Annotated in this window: 17 protein-coding genes and 2 pseudogenes; 8 read left to right on the top strand and 11 right to left on the bottom strand. The window is 58.8% G+C overall.

Translation table 11 applies throughout. The annotated features are described in order from the left end of the window. Nucleotides 1–739, top strand: a 739-nt coding sequence (locus BLR29_RS31405; protein WP_255371546.1) for a phosphate acyltransferase, incomplete at its 5' end; no start/stop codon positions are given. Nucleotides 740–1493: 754 nt separating this feature from the next. After that, on the top strand, nt 1494–2147 hold the full coding sequence (locus BLR29_RS31400; RefSeq protein WP_092143919.1) for an alternative oxidase: 654 nt from the start codon (nt 1494–1496) through the stop codon (nt 2145–2147). A gap of 354 nt (nt 2148–2501) precedes the next feature. Here the strand turns inward: BLR29_RS31400 and tnpB (BLR29_RS31395) are convergent. The 5 genes and pseudogenes from tnpB (BLR29_RS31395) to hfq form a co-directional block, all read right to left on the bottom strand. Continuing rightward, nucleotides 2502–2705: pseudogene (tnpB, locus tag BLR29_RS31395) on the bottom strand (IS66 family insertion sequence element accessory protein TnpB); the annotation flags it as partial. A gap of 26 nt (nt 2706–2731) precedes the next feature. After that, nucleotides 2732–2854: pseudogene (tnpB, locus tag BLR29_RS33280) on the bottom strand (IS66 family insertion sequence element accessory protein TnpB); the annotation flags it as partial. After that, a complete protein-coding gene (locus tag BLR29_RS31385) occupies nt 2854–3324 on the bottom strand; it encodes an IS66-like element accessory protein TnpA (RefSeq protein ID WP_092143922.1) in 471 nt (156 codons plus the stop codon). The gene BLR29_RS31385 and the pseudogene tnpB (BLR29_RS33280), both read right to left, overlap by 1 nt. A gap of 760 nt (nt 3325–4084) precedes the next feature. Further along, the gene (locus BLR29_RS31375) at nt 4085–4513 is read right to left on the bottom strand and encodes a GNAT family N-acetyltransferase (protein WP_092143910.1); all 429 of its coding nucleotides are present in this window, start codon (nt 4511–4513) and stop codon (nt 4085–4087) included. A 304-nt stretch (nt 4514–4817) separates the two neighbouring features. After that, nucleotides 4818–5129, bottom strand: a complete 312-nt coding sequence (gene hfq / locus BLR29_RS31370; protein WP_092143907.1) for an RNA chaperone Hfq — start codon at nt 5127–5129, stop codon at nt 4818–4820. A gap of 190 nt (nt 5130–5319) precedes the next feature. Here hfq and BLR29_RS31365 point away from each other — a divergent pair, with 190 nt between their 5' ends. The 6 genes from BLR29_RS31365 to BLR29_RS31350 all read left to right on the top strand — a co-directional run bounded on the left by BLR29_RS31365 (nt 5320) and on the right by BLR29_RS31350 (nt 10404). Next, complete coding sequence (locus BLR29_RS31365; RefSeq protein ID WP_092143904.1) at nt 5320–5694, top strand: PHA-granule associated protein 4; 375 nt, start codon at nt 5320–5322, stop codon at nt 5692–5694. 1558 nt (nt 5695–7252) lie between these two features. Continuing rightward, nucleotides 7253–7471 carry a hypothetical protein gene (locus BLR29_RS32290; RefSeq protein WP_143018582.1) on the top strand — a complete coding sequence of 73 codons (219 nt, stop codon included), beginning with the start codon at nt 7253–7255 and terminating at the stop codon, nt 7469–7471. Nucleotides 7472–7560: 89 nt separating this feature from the next. Then, nucleotides 7561–7971: a hypothetical protein gene (locus BLR29_RS32285; RefSeq protein ID WP_143018581.1), complete on the top strand. Its 411-nt coding sequence runs from the start codon at nt 7561–7563 to the stop codon at nt 7969–7971. Between the two features lie 79 nt (nt 7972–8050). Further along, nucleotides 8051–8179, top strand: a complete 129-nt coding sequence (locus BLR29_RS33140; protein ID WP_255371545.1) for a hypothetical protein — start codon at nt 8051–8053, stop codon at nt 8177–8179. Between the two features lie 112 nt (nt 8180–8291). Next, on the top strand, nt 8292–8990 hold the full coding sequence (locus BLR29_RS31355) for a DUF3841 domain-containing protein (RefSeq protein WP_092143898.1): 699 nt from the start codon (nt 8292–8294) through the stop codon (nt 8988–8990). Nucleotides 8991–9189: 199 nt separating this feature from the next. Next, nucleotides 9190–10404, top strand: a complete 1215-nt coding sequence (locus tag BLR29_RS31350; RefSeq protein WP_092143895.1) for a Fic family protein — start codon at nt 9190–9192, stop codon at nt 10402–10404. A 698-nt stretch (nt 10405–11102) separates the two neighbouring features. On the opposite strand, the gene BLR29_RS31345 is transcribed toward BLR29_RS31350, so the two are convergent. From BLR29_RS31345 to BLR29_RS31320, 6 genes are all read right to left on the bottom strand, one after another. Then, the gene (locus BLR29_RS31345; RefSeq protein ID WP_143018580.1) at nt 11103–11471 is read right to left on the bottom strand and encodes a hypothetical protein; all 369 of its coding nucleotides are present in this window, start codon (nt 11469–11471) and stop codon (nt 11103–11105) included. 123 nt (nt 11472–11594) lie between these two features. After that, entirely contained in the window at nt 11595–11813 is a 219-nt protein-coding gene (locus BLR29_RS31340) for a hypothetical protein (protein ID WP_092143890.1), read from the bottom strand. Between the two features lie 9 nt (nt 11814–11822). Then, on the bottom strand, nt 11823–12230 hold the full coding sequence (locus tag BLR29_RS31335) for a CBS domain-containing protein (protein WP_369804745.1): 408 nt from the start codon (nt 12228–12230) through the stop codon (nt 11823–11825). Nucleotides 12231–12308: 78 nt separating this feature from the next. Continuing rightward, on the bottom strand, nt 12309–12611 hold the full coding sequence (locus BLR29_RS31330) for a hypothetical protein (protein ID WP_092143884.1): 303 nt from the start codon (nt 12609–12611) through the stop codon (nt 12309–12311). Nucleotides 12612–12655: 44 nt separating this feature from the next. Beyond that, nucleotides 12656–12940: an EexN family lipoprotein gene (locus BLR29_RS31325; RefSeq protein ID WP_143018579.1), complete on the bottom strand. Its 285-nt coding sequence runs from the start codon at nt 12938–12940 to the stop codon at nt 12656–12658. A 64-nt stretch (nt 12941–13004) separates the two neighbouring features. Continuing rightward, the coding region (locus BLR29_RS31320; protein WP_143018578.1) for an IS30 family transposase at nt 13005–13347 on the bottom strand (343 nt) is incomplete at its 5' end.

Here is a 13347-nt window from a genome sequence, read left to right as displayed (position 1 = left end):
TTCGGAATCGTATTACCGCCTGATGGCGCGCGAAGGCATCACGCCGCAGTACGCCAAGCTGGAAATGCGTCGGCGCACCACGCTGATCGGCGCCATGCTGCTCAAGAAGGGCGAAGCCGATGGCATGATTTGCGGCACGGTCAGCACCACGACCGCGCACCTGCGCTACATCGACCAGGTGCTGGGCGGCACCAATGACGTCTACGCCGCGATGAACGGCCTGGTATTGCCGGGTCGCCAGATTTTCCTGGTGGATACGCACGTCAACATCGATCCGACCGCGGAAGAACTGGCCGAAATCACGATCATGGCCGCCGAGGAACTCAAGCGCTTCGGCATCGAACCGAAGGTGGCGCTGCTGTCGCACTCGAACTTCGGTTCGTCCGACTCGCCGTCGTCGATCAAGATGCGCAAGACGCTGGCCATCCTGCGCGACCGTGCGCCGGATCTCGAGGTCGATGGCGAAATGCACGGCGACAGCGCGCTCGACCAGAACGTGCGCGACGCGCTGGTGCCGGATGGCACGCTCAAGGGCGAAGCCAACCTGCTGGTCTGCCCGAACATCGACTCGGCCAACATTTCGTACAACCTGCTGAAGGCGGCGGCCGGCAACAACGTGGCCATCGGCCCGATCCTGCTGGGCGCCAAGGCACCGGTGCACATCCTGACGCCCTCGGCGACGGTGCGTCGCATCCTCAACCAGACCGCACTTGTAGTAGTGAAGGCCGCCGCAAAATAGAAGTCTTATAAACCCAAAAGCAGGAGTAATGTCGGTAAGTCAGTATGTGGACGTATGGCTTGTACAGAGGGCGACATCACCTGAAGACTAGCGTATGGGGCATCGAATGGCATGTTGCCAGTACAACTCGATTGCCCCATAGCTCAGAAGCTAAATTTGTCGACAAGGCAAGGCTATGCGATGTTATAAAACTGCCTGCATACTAAACGTCAGAAACCTCGCGCTATCCGTCCAATTCTCGACGCCTATCGAGGCGCGAGTAGACGTTGTGTGCCGGCTTACAAGCTATAGGAATTACCCGCAAAGGTGCATATAGCTCCTTACACGGAAGCAGCTTCCGGCCCGGATCATCCGAATGCGACTTCGTCGCGACACAGAGGCAACCTATTTCGGCGGGAAAACCCACTGATCGAATCCGCGACTTGTGAATTCCGGACTATTGGTTCGTGCATACGGCTTTCGGCAGCTCCCTGATGCGGACCGTATGGTCCTGTGAGCGAGCCTACTCACCCGAGATTCCGTCTGTTGCGACAACCTAGCGTGCACCGCTTCGCCAAGAAGCCGATTCGGGCCGACAGGCTTGCAAATATGAGCAGCATCCGATAACCGCACAAACCACTACTGCAAAGCAGTAAATCTTCTTGGCGCCGCTGGATTAAAAATGTATCTTAAATGCATATTTAAGAGCGCCGGACCGGCCAACCGGCTCTCCCGAACGACTGCGCCCGCAACTCGCAAACTTTTGGAGCCCATCATGCAAACCCCCGCCCATACGTCGGTAGACCTCAATGCTCATCACAATGTCGCCGGCTTTTCAGATCGCATCGCCCTGGCAATCACGATGACGCTGCGCCTTTTTGCCGATACGTTCTTTGCCAAGCGCTATGGTAACCGCGCCATCGTGCTCGAAACCGTGGCGGCTGTGCCTGGAATGGTTGGCGGCATGCTGGTCCACCTTCGCTGTCTGCGTTGGATGGTGGCCGATGAAGGCTGGATTCGGACGCTGCTTGACGAAGCCGAAAATGAACGGATGCACCTGATGACTTTCATCCAGATCGCCCGACCGAGTCGGTTTGAGCGGGTCGTGATCCTTCTAGTGCAAGCCATCTTCTTCGCGGCCTACTTCCTTCTGTATCTGGTATCCGCCCGCACTGCGCACCGGTTGGTTGGATATTTCGAAGAACAAGCCGTGATCAGCTACTCCCTCTACCTGGCCGAAATTGATGCCGGCCGCGTTGAGAACGTGGCCGCCCCGGCCCTCGCAATTGAATACTGGAACCTGCCGGCAGATGCCCGCCTGCGTGATGTGGTGGTGGTGGTGCGCGCGGATGAAGTCGGCCACCGCGACGTAAACCACAGCTTTGCCAATGCTCTGGCAACTGGGGAAGCCGCCGGCCAAGCCGCATAATCAGCGTCGCCGAGCGATGACGAAAAGAGGTGCCTTTTTCACCTCGGGCCCTCCGCTGAGCTATTCAGACCGGAAGCGAGCGTGGGTCCCGACTGGCGGGAAGCAGCATTTCGGCCCTTTGAACCGCTCGGCCTCGCTTTTTCAAACGGCCGCGAAGGGTTGAGGATTCGACCCGCCCTCCTAGGCGGTCAAGGCTTTGCCCGTTTGGGCTCCGTAGTTGGAGATCTCTTTACGTATTGACCGTATTGGGACCATGACAATGCCAAAGTGCCAGCGCGCTTCGCGCGGTTGCTTAAGACTTACAACATCCGGCCCGCGTGCCACGGATATACGTCACCCCCCCACACACGGCCATCAAGCCGTGTGCTGATATTGGCGCGAGGGATGGCGCTGCACGGCGTCCACGTCGATACCGTCCAGCAACCAGTGCAACTGTTCGGTTGTCAGTTCGACCACCGCCTGCTGACGCCGTGGCCATGCGAAGCGGTCTTCCTCAAGGCGCTTGAGCAGCAACCAGAACCCATTGCGGTCCCACAGCAACAGCTTGACGCGGTTGCGCCGGCGGTTATGGAGGCATAGACGGCCCGGGCAAAGGGATCAAGCTGCATCGACTGCTCGACCAGGGTAACCAGCCCGTTGATCCCGAGGCGGAAGTCTACGGCGTCGCGGTGAAGGTAGACCTGTACGTCGGAGCCGAATCGGAACATCAACGCGCTCCCAACGCTTCGATCATCGCCTTCATCAACGCAACGTCCTGCCCGCCGCATTCAAGTTCCACCGTCACGCCATTGGGCAGGCGCGCCTTCAGTAACGCTGGCGTAAGACATGGGCGCTGAGGTGGCTGCGTGCGAACTGGCGCCTCGGCCGGCGGACGTCCCCGCACCACCAGCGATCCCGTGACCTGCATCACGTTGCTCACTTCGACGACCGGCACGAACGCCGGCATAGAAGACCCGGCGGCCGCGGCTGCTTCCTTTGCCACCTGGTGCAGCCGAATCCAATTGCGCAACTGGTTCGTATTGATACCAAGCTTGAGCGCCATCCTGGAGACCGATACCCCAGGCCGCAGGCATGCCTCGACTATTCGGCGCTTGTCCGCCCGGTCAAAGTCCCGCTTCCCGTTGGAGCGAACACGGATCACCCTCAGCGGCAGAACGTCAAACTCGGCTTCCATCATGATTGCGTCCGCAAAGAGTGGTTGCGGACGCAAGCCTGCCCACTCTCAGCCGCACACGCTAGGTGGGGTCAATTTCGCGCTTACGAATGTTTGCTTGGGCGCGTCGTTGCTTCGCCGGAAAGCGCTAGCTGCTGCCGCTCGGCACTTGTGACGGGCACCCAGGAACGAAGGTGAGACTTGTTGTGTGCGACTATTGCGCGGCGACAGCGGACGTCGAAAATGCGCGACCACGAGGGCCGCGCAGGTTGTTGGGCGCCGCTGGTGGCGGTTAATGGCATTTTTAGAATTGCCTGTGTATGGAGACTCTGCGCGCCTGCGGCGGGGGTGAAAGGCTCAGCCCCCAAATCCCTCGTTCAAACCCGTAGGAAACCCGTCGCACATAAGTAAAATGTGCGCTCCTATCTTGCTTCCAGTCGACAAGCCATTTCTCGGCAAACCTCCCTGCGTGAGGAAATTCTGCACTTGGGGAGCCGGGCTGCGGTGGACCAGGCGTTTTTGCGACTAGCTGAGGCCGGGAAGCTACTGCGCGTGGAATGACTGGGAAGATGCGGCCGAGTTGGGGGTCTTGGGCAACAATGCGGTGTCATGGTGCAGTACAGAATCGCCGAACACATCGCCGTCGAATCCGCTGAGGCGCTGACCCGAGGTTTGCGGAGGGAAAAGACCACGTTCAGGCAGCGGTACCTCTACTGCAGATTCGATATGGCGGCACTGAGCGAGGACTGTCTCTGCGAACTGGAGTCACTCGCAATCGAGTACGTCAAGCATCGAGGTTTATCCGACGCCGAAATTTGCGCAGCAGCGCATCTGACAGCAATAGCGCTTCCGGCATGGATTCAAGCTCTACCAGCGGAACGTCGCAGTGCACCGACATACCGAACCATCCCGCAGTGATGAGCACTGCCTTGGTACAACATTGCGCGCGTGCACGCGCCAGAACAGTGCCAACCACGTTGGTCGCAATATAGCGACCGCGAAACGGCTCCAGTACCCCGACGGACCGCACGACAACTGTCTCTCCATATTGCTCAGCGCAGGCGCAACCGACGACCTGTTCATTCAGCAGCGCAATATGAAAGAACCTTGATGGTTCCCCACTGATGTCGCTCGGCAGTCCGCAACTATCGAGCACGTCAGCAATCGCCCGCCACTCACTCGCTCCTGCCTCCCGAATCAGCAGACCACTCATCGTCTTCGCGCCTCCGTGTATTACGCACAAATCGAGGTTCAGAATCCGGATTACTGAGCAATGCGGTTCCAGCCTATCACCTCTGCGACTTGGTGGAAAATCGGGGAAAGCCTAGTTCTAGTTCGTGCCTGTCATCCAAGGCTACAGTAAGACGCCGCCTTGAACCCACTCACCGACGCCGCTTGTTTCACGGCTGGCCGCGGCCGCCGCCATTTGCCTTAGCGCCATCGCAAGCAGCAACGGACTCTGACCGCGCATGATGTGTTGAGCCTCAATATCGTGAGTCGCGAGGTGCAGGGATGCCCTATTTTCCGTCACCGCCAGTCACCGGCCGACGTTTTCGCTCGACCAGATAAGGCGTTGTGGACTCACTGCTATTGGCCGTGGGGGAGCCAGATTGGCGTACGCCCGTTTGCACTTGAATGGTCGATATCGCGCTCTTGTAAATTGTCTGCATGCCGCCGCCGGGCGAACTCAGCATCACCACAAACTGGTCGAACGAGGCGATTGAACCGATGAGCCTGACACCGTTGACCAGGTACACCTCGACCCGCCTCTGTTCTTTGCGCGCAGTATTCAGGAAATCGTTCTGCGAAAGGGATTGCTTAGAGTGCATGTTCCTGTGCGGCAGGCACCGCCGTCGAAAACTAGGGCCCTCCACAGGATTATGCACAGTTCCCCTCGGTCCGCAGGGTGCATGTAAGCAAAGAGAGGGGCTCCCCGCTTACAATGCGGCCATGCAACATGAACCATGGGATGGAGAAGCGCACGAATCGCCACACACTCCGCCTTTGACGGAGGAGAGTATGGCGACGACTCGTGCAGGCACCAAAGAGGAGGCACTGAAGCTCCTGGCAACAGAGGGCGTAACGGTGATCGAATTGGACTACGAGTCGGGCTGGCGGGACGCCATCGAACTGGCCCGCCTTGGCGACAAAGTTGGGATACGCGTAGAATATCGCGGGCACGAAAGCATAGCGGTCAATTCGCGGGCAGCGCTAATTGCCGGCCTCAAGCGCACGAAGGTAACGTTCCGCCAGCGAAACCTGTACTGCCGGTTCAATTTGGACAGGCTAGCAGAAAATGACCTAGCGGCATTGGAAGCGAAGGCAAGCAGTCTTGGGGACTACATTCTCGCGGGGCACCTGCTGCGGGACGTGGATGAGGTGTGGACGGAGTAGCTCGTCGCTCCAAGGTTTGTCCTCGTATGCCGCAGACCTGTATGCCTGACTCCCGAAAACCGCAATCAGTTTCCCGGAGAAACTGAAAGCCTGGCTGTCCCGCTCCAATGTGGCTGTTTCGCGGAAACCTACCGGGCAGCAAGAGAAATGGCGACCCGCCCTTAGGATAAGTCGCCATGTAATCAAACAACGATTTCCCTCGCTGCTATGCCCTTTCAGTGCCGTGTTACGTCGCGCAGGCGGCCCTCCTCCTCTGCCCGTGCCCGCAGTGCCTTCAGATAAGTCAGCTTGAACACGGGGACACCGTCAGGCGGCAACCCGCTGCCTAGCAACCTCACCTCCGCGTCCGGTTTCGCACCCAACATACTGCACACGGCCCAAACGAACTCCCTGGCCTCAGGCACGTCGCCCGCCTCGACAACAGCAATGGCATCATGCCTCCCAGGGCGGCGACGAAGTAATAGCGGCAGTTCGGCGCACTAGGCAGTGCTGCTGCTTTGCGGCTCCTCGATGACAGGAACGGCCAATGACTGGATCGCTGGCCAGAAGGACCAGGTGGTGGTGCTTCAGACCCATTTCAGTCGTTCGTCCCATGAATCCCGAAAGCTCGAGCCGTACGGTATGCGCCTCCAGAACTTCGTGTAACCGCAGCCTTCGGCGCTGTTGCGGGCGGGTGACCCGGAAGATGCCGGTCCGAACAGAGCGCCTGCGGCTTCCCGTGGCGCTCAACGTCAGCCTGAACGGCCGCAAAGTAGACATTAGCAGTCTCGCTGCCGCCCGAACGTGCTCAGGAATCGTGAGTTGCTCGCTTTCCCGATGATGAACGTTTTTTTCTTCATTGGTGCCGTCTCGACGAGTTTGGATCAGCTTCGACAGAACTATCTGTGTTTTGGACAACCTGTCGTCTACTACAGACCTAGTCTGGGCCGGCAAATTTCTTTGCCTAAGGAAGGCCTCCTCTCTTACTGCGCGCTCCTCCCACCATGGTCTATGAACATTGGTCACGATGAAGTTCTGGCAGCCCGAGCAAACATCTGGGGATTTGTTGATCTCGTTAGGCCCCGCCTCATCTCCCCCACACACCGAGTAGACCGCGTGTAGACGCAAAATCCCCAGTCACAAGGAGCAAGCAGAACCCCCTTACCAATCAACTGATCAATCAGGGTGCTCATGCTCTTTCGCCCTCGAAATTGGCCGACCTGTTCTCGGACACGCTGAAAAGCTGACGCAGCCTTGCCCCCGACCCGGTCGCAGGTAAGCAAATGCTCCAGGCTGCGCGCGAGCTCCTTTCTGTCTTCCTCCGCGATGAGGCTTGCCAACGGATGGCTCGCACCAACGTATCGTTGGTCGGTAAAAGAGCTATACGCGTGTCCAAGCTGCGCGGCAACCGGCCCCAGCCGGCTCTTGTCGCGTCGCACGGCAAGCTGCGCAAAGGTTTTCCGCATCATGTGAGGATGAGTATGTTTTGCTTGCACGCTCCCCTTCCTGAAACCATCGCGAGCGAACATATTCAGCCGACGACTCAACGTGACAGAATTCCAACGCATGGGCCGCCTGTATGATTGAAAAAGAGGGGCTCCGGGTGAGCGCGAGATCAGCAATGCTCGGCTGGGCCGTCTCCCACTCCGAAGCTTCACTGTTAACGACGGGCCTTGCCGCCGAGGAGGAAGGCCGGCGCTGGGCGTCGACCGAGCCGGTCTACGACTACGTGCACGGCGCCGCAGAGCGATTCGCGACCAAGGACAGTATCGAAATCCTCCGCCCATTGGCCGCGTGATGCCCTGCGGTGGCCGATGCTTTCGGCCGCCTTGGCCCGCTCCGGGCGCGTGATACGCTATCTGATCTGTTCAGCTTAAAACAACAAGAATGACGACTTCCAACGCATTCCCATACCCGGTAGTAGACTTCAGCGATCCGCGGATTGTTCCAGGCCAACAACAAGCACTCGAAACACTGTATCTGGCAGGCCTGCGCGAGCCAGTTTCTTACGCATGCGGCACCGGCACGGACCATGAAGCCATTACATGGGACTTCGCCATGCAGTTTCAAATGATGTTCGCGCCTCACCCGGCGGAGCCGATTCGGAAGTCAGAAGCGTCTCCGCCGCTTCCGCCAGGGCCCCGAATTTTTCGCATCGTCCAGTGCGCTAAGGTCGATCCTTGGCGGTACGGATTCACGATCGAGCTCCTGGTCGCCATCCGTCCTTCGTCTGAGCCGCCGACGGCAGCGGGCAAAGATGAATCTACATCGACCGACGACGACCACGAACTCCTTTAACGAGCCTACGTCTGTCTGTCACGACTGCTGGTGCTTATCAGGGCCTCGCCCCTAGTGCAAATCCCAAGGTAATGCCGACATGAAGCGCACAAAGCCGGAGGCTACGCGTACCCGCGCGGCGGGGCCTGACCACCAAGTGGTGAGCGCGATGGCAGTCGCCAATGGCGTGCCGGAGGACGATTTCTCGCTGGCCAAGTGCCGCGATTGATCTGCATGGATGATCGTCGCACCCCGACTGATCGGTATAACGACGGAATGGCGACTCCCTAGCTTGGCGCCCGCGACACAATCGGCAATTCTTTCAGCTCTCGCGATCAAACTTGCGCCTTTATTCGATCCAGCCTGTTGCGGTCTACGACCAGCTTTGTGCAGGCACCCCCTTTCACTCTCGACCCTTCGGGCGGGATCAGGAAGACGATGATCATTGGCAACCGCCATATGACTGGCTTGTCGGAGAGATGTCGAAACGAATCGGGCCGGCGCCAGCAAACGCTACCTATCCGGTTTGGGCGTGGTACCTATGGGCTGGCCCCGAAGCGCCTTGCCCCGACTTGCGCTACCGATCCACGCGCGAGTCCGCCGAGAACGGCGGCGCCGCGGTCCTCCTCACGCTTGAGGTTCCCGACGACCATGTCGTCTTGACCGACTACGAGGCGTGGCACCACGTCATCAACTATTGGTATCTCGGTTCGGCGCGGGAGACGAGTGAGTTCGACGGGCGCTGCAAGGCGGCTGGCCTCTCCTACTACCACACAAAGCCCCTGGCCAACCGTGAATTGCACGCCGAGATCCAGACGAGCTGGCAGAAGATCATCGGGAAAGATGGCTGCAAGTGCCTGACCACGAAGGCGGAGCGCGAAGCGAGCTGGCCCACTATCCAGGCAACGTTCTGGGAACTTCGGCCTGAATACGTCAGGCAGGCAGTCTGGTTCCAACGCACTGGGCCCAGTCGGCGGTTATCGCTGCCGGCGAGAAATGACCGACCGACGTTCGCATCTGCCGACTTGGGCGACGCGTGACCGGAGCCTGTGGAACATGCGAGTGCTGAATTGATCATCAACGCCGGCGACGAAATGGGCAAATGAAGCGGCAAATGAACCGGCAACCAAACCGGCATCTCTCTATACGTCAGCGTGCCATTTGTTGCCGCTAAGTTGTTGTATATAATACTTAATTCTCTATCTCTGATCCAACTAGCGAACCGGCACATTCACTCCCATGTCATCCGTTCCACCTACCGCAATCGATGTGTATGACAGCCCGCATCACTTTGAGCCGCTCCTGCCTCAGAACCGGCTGGACGAACTCGTGGAGAAAACCCGGATTGTGTTCGAAAAGTCACACGCCATGAGAGGCGCTTTGTGCCCGCCGGCGCGTGAGGCTGTGCGCGAGCTAGTGCGCGAGATGAACTCCTACTACTCGAACCGGATTGAAGGTCAAAGCACCCATCCGGCGAACGTTAGCAAAGCTCTGCAGAAGAACTTTTCGGACAATCCCGAGGTCGCCCAGCGCCAACGGATCGCGCTGGCCCATATCGAAGCCGAGCGCGAACTGGAGTCCGACGCCGAACTTACCGAGGCGCAGGCGCTGCGCAGTGACTTTTTGCTGCGGGCGCACGCGAGCCTGTATGGGCGGCTATCGGAGGACGATCGGCGAACGACGGATGACCGGATTGTGCAGCCTGGCCAGATCCGAGACGCGGAGGTTTCGGTCGGCCGCCATCACGCGCCGGCCTTCGCCTCGCTCCCACGCTTCCTGGCCAGGATGGATCAGGTGTATGGGCGTGTGCAAGGCGTCGATGCCCTGCTCTATACCATCGCCGCGGCACATCACCGCACCGCGTGGACCCACGCCTTCATTGACGGCAACGGCCGCGCGGCTCGCCTTCAAACCCACACCGCACTTTGCCGGCTGAGCGGCGGCCTCTGGTCGGTGAACCGTGGCCTTGCTCGCAACCGCGACACCTACTATGCAATGCTCTCGAACGCCGACATGCCGCGGCAGGGCGACCTCGACGGGCGGGGCAATCTCAGCGAAAAGATGCTCTGGGAATGGTGCAGCTATTTCATCGACCTCTGCGATGACCAGGTCAGCTTCATGACCCGCATGTTCGACGTTCAAGGTTTGCGCGACCGGGTGAAAGGCCTGGTGCTTGTGCGCAGCCAGTCGTCGGACTACCAGCACTACCGCTCCGAGGCCGTGCTGCCCCTACTGCATGTACTGCTCGCAGGGAGCGTGTCCCGGGGCGACTTCGCACAGATGACCGGGCTAGGTGAGCGCGTCGCCCGGAGCGTGATCTCGCAATTGCTGAAGGATGGCCTTCTCGTGAGCGACTCGCATCGTGCAGACCTGCGCATCGGCTTTCCGCTCGACGCACTGAGCACTATCTTCCCGAACCTGTATCCCGAGGCAGCCGCCGCCAATCTGGAGTGAGTGAAAACGGGTGTCGTACGCCGGCATCCGTCTCGATCGGAAGGTGCCCCGCTTCAGCATCATACATACGGCGATCCACGACCGCGAACTCGGTTCGCGTCAGCCACACTGGCCGCGCGATGCGGTGACGGACGCAAACCTATTGGAATATCAGCCAGCGGCAGAAAAAAACCCGCCGACTCCGAAGAGTGCGGCGGGCGTTGGCTAGTCTGCATTCCGCTGTCCGACCGAGCGCAGAGCCACGATGCTAAGAGCTGCAAGCGCACGCATTGGCTCTCGCGTCGTACAGCGCATGATGCTCTCCACCATACTTCAGAAAATATGCTGCGCGACGTGCAGGGTCAACCAGACCACGGATATTCTTGAAGACCCATCCGCTTGGCAATTGGAGGCCAAGCAGGAATCGCAGCATTTCTAGGTCCACGGCGTGGTCGTAGCAGAATACGGGCTTAGATGTGGTAGATACGCCTGCGTTCCACTCGCGCAACTCCAGAGTCAGGTCATGCAAAATCATCGCCCGATCTTCGAATCGACCGAACTGCGGTATCACCACGGCTCGCACAAAATCACTACAGCGCGCTTAGCAGTAGTTGTGAAGCTTCAATACGTTGTATCCGTGGTCCATCCGATCTGAGTCTGGAAAACTGGAAGTGTGCGCAGCCATCGCGGCGAGTCACCAATGCGCAATCGGGTAGTGTTCAAACGGCACGCGCATCAATGCAGCATGTTTGGTGCCAATACAGACTTCGCCAGGTCTCAAAGTCGGCAGCGTTGGGAATCTCGACTCCCGCCTTGCAGGAGTTCGCCGAGGCACGTCGGATCATCCAGTAGGCTTCGTCGAACAGGTTGAGCCGAACCGTTGAAGCCGTCCTCTTGTCGTGGTGCTTCAGGTCATTCCGAACTGAATTCCATTTGTTGTAGATTTTCTTGTTGGCCAAGCCGCCCATGGGCGAGATTTCGGTTCGCCCCCGACTGCAGTCAACGGCTTCTGTCGCCTCCTCGACAACAGAGCGCTTGCCAAGATCCGTCAGGACGCCGGCAAAGGCGGCTTCAGCGGCTCCTGCCAAGGTAATTGAGCAGAGAAATTTCCCGTCGAGGAAGAGCGATACCGCCTCAACGAGCTGGATTCGCCCGATCTCGATCTTGGCGATTTCCGTATCGTCTCGAAACCCAGCGAAGGGACACCCATGCTATAGCCGTCCACGTGGGAGTTCTGCAACCTCAGCCCTGAGGTGCACGAGGTCATCTTCGGCAGCGACTGAAAATGCTTTGAGGTCGAAGCCCGTCTCGTTCACGATGCTGCGCGCGATCGTCGGCTGGCCGTGGAGCTGTACGGCTACGGCGGCGGCGAACGCTACTCCCTGGATGAAGCCCTCGTGCACCGCCTTGTCGCGTTCCGCTGCGTCCATTTCCTTTACCTATTCCGCAGACGCCGCCTGATGCTGTGGTGCCAATGCTCTCAGGACGTCCCGCCAGCTCAGGATGCCAATTGGCTGGAATTGCTCATCCACGACGGGGATGCAGGAGATCTGGTGGGTGAGAAATAGCTCGACTGCATCTGCAAGCTCGGCCTCCGGTCGCAACGTTACCGGCTTGCGCGACATAATTTGGTGCACGCGTTTGTTGAGTGTGTTGACGTCTCTTGCCGACTCTACCGTGCTTCCGATAAAGGGGCTCATCGCCCGGAGCAAATCGCGGTCAGACACGACGCCATGTAGCCTCCCGTCTTCCACGACAAGCAGGTGGTGGAACTTCGCCTCATCAAAGATGCTCTTGACCGTTGCCAACGTGTCGTCAAAAACCACGGTGACTACTTTCTTGGACATGATGCTATCAACAATCACTCTCTCGCTCCGCGTTCTGTTCTTCCGTTCTCAAATTCTGTTCGGCTGCTCGCAGCTGCGCTACCGAGCATCTGCCCCACGAGCCAAGCATTGGAACTGCACTTCGGCCGACGCATACGTGCCGATTCCGGAATCCTTGCCTGTGCTGTTCACCGGCGACATCACACGACCTTGGTCCGCGCAATACTTGGCCGCTTCCTGAAACATTCGCGCCTTCACTGCACTCGCGGAATAATCGGTGAACTTCCCGAGCCCGCCGATCATGTAAAGATCGGGACCAATTTGCACGACCCCATCGGTGCCGGTGGCGCAGCCCATAAGCACCATGGATGCCAGCATCGCCAGACGAAGTTCCTTTCTCATTGGCTTTCCTGCCTTTTCCGATCAGGTTGTTGGCGTCGGCTCGATCAGTGACCGAAGTTCTTCCACTTCGGAGCAGGCGCCGACGTCGCCTCCGGAATAGGCTGCTTTGACCGTTGCAGCATCAGAGCGACCAGCGCGTTGTCGCAATCACTCTTCTCTTCGGGCTTAAGCGAGATATCAGCCTTCTCCTTGGCCTGGCATTCCTTGTAGCTCTTCCTTGCCTCGTCAATATGATCGGAGTACCAGGCGCTCGTGTGGGCAAGAGCTACTTGAGGGGAGATGCAGATCGCAAGCGCAAGTGCTGAAGTTAGTACAGAAGTCTTCGTCATGTGGTCCCAATGTTCTGCCATTTGACTAACGGTAGCGCCACGAGGTCCGAAGCGCGTTGCAGATTCAACCGGTCGATGCAACAGCTTGTTGGAATCGTTCAGCCGGTGTATCGAAGTTTAGTGTCTTGCGCGGACGTTCGTTGAGCCGCCTGGCAATGGCGTTGAGCTTAGCTTGCGAATAGACCGACAGATCGGTGCCTTTCGGGAAGTATTGTCTCAATAAACCATTAGTGTTCTCGTTGGAGCCGCGTTGCCACGGATGCTGAGGATCGCAGAAGTAGACCTGGATGTCCGTGGCCACGGTGAAACGTTGGTGGCCGGCCATCTCCGTGCCACGATCCCAAGTCAGCGACTTGTAGAGTTCCTGTGGGAGCTTGCCGGCATGCTTGATCAGAGCGTTGACGACA

This window comes from Cupriavidus sp. YR651 (genome assembly GCF_900101625.1).
Classification (GTDB): domain Bacteria; phylum Pseudomonadota; class Gammaproteobacteria; order Burkholderiales; family Burkholderiaceae; genus Cupriavidus.
Note: the sequence above shows the minus strand (reverse complement) of the source record. Positions and strands in the feature narration are given on the sequence as shown.

What these genes read in the sequence shown, in the direction of transcription:
- BLR29_RS31365 (WP_092143904.1), top strand. Translation starts at nt 5,320, where the DNA reads ATGGCGACGACTCGTGCAGGCACCAAAGAGGAGGCACTGAAGCTCCTG.
- BLR29_RS31375 (WP_092143910.1), bottom strand. Translation starts at nt 4,513, where the DNA reads ATGAGTGGTCTGCTGATTCGGGAGGCAGGAGCGAGTGAGTGGCGGGCG.
- BLR29_RS31330 (WP_092143884.1), bottom strand. Translation starts at nt 12,611, where the DNA reads ATGAGAAAGGAACTTCGTCTGGCGATGCTGGCATCCATGGTGCTTATG.
- BLR29_RS33140 (WP_255371545.1), top strand. Translation starts at nt 8,051, where the DNA reads ATGAAGCGCACAAAGCCGGAGGCTACGCGTACCCGCGCGGCGGGGCCT.
- BLR29_RS31340 (WP_092143890.1), bottom strand. Translation starts at nt 11,813, where the DNA reads ATGGACGCAGCGGAACGCGACAAGGCGGTGCACGAGGGCTTCATCCAG.
- BLR29_RS32285 (WP_143018581.1), top strand. Translation starts at nt 7,561, where the DNA reads ATGACGACTTCCAACGCATTCCCATACCCGGTAGTAGACTTCAGCGAT.
- BLR29_RS31325 (WP_143018579.1), bottom strand. Translation starts at nt 12,940, where the DNA reads ATGACGAAGACTTCTGTACTAACTTCAGCACTTGCGCTTGCGATCTGC.
- BLR29_RS31335 (WP_369804745.1), bottom strand. Translation starts at nt 12,230, where the DNA reads ATGTCCAAGAAAGTAGTCACCGTGGTTTTTGACGACACGTTGGCAACG.
- BLR29_RS31385 (WP_092143922.1), bottom strand. Translation starts at nt 3,324, where the DNA reads ATGATGGAAGCCGAGTTTGACGTTCTGCCGCTGAGGGTGATCCGTGTT.
- BLR29_RS31350 (WP_092143895.1), top strand. Translation starts at nt 9,190, where the DNA reads ATGTCATCCGTTCCACCTACCGCAATCGATGTGTATGACAGCCCGCAT.
- BLR29_RS31400 (WP_092143919.1), top strand. Translation starts at nt 1,494, where the DNA reads ATGCAAACCCCCGCCCATACGTCGGTAGACCTCAATGCTCATCACAAT.
- BLR29_RS32290 (WP_143018582.1), top strand. Translation starts at nt 7,253, where the DNA reads ATGATTGAAAAAGAGGGGCTCCGGGTGAGCGCGAGATCAGCAATGCTC.
- hfq (WP_092143907.1), bottom strand. Translation starts at nt 5,129, where the DNA reads ATGCACTCTAAGCAATCCCTTTCGCAGAACGATTTCCTGAATACTGCG.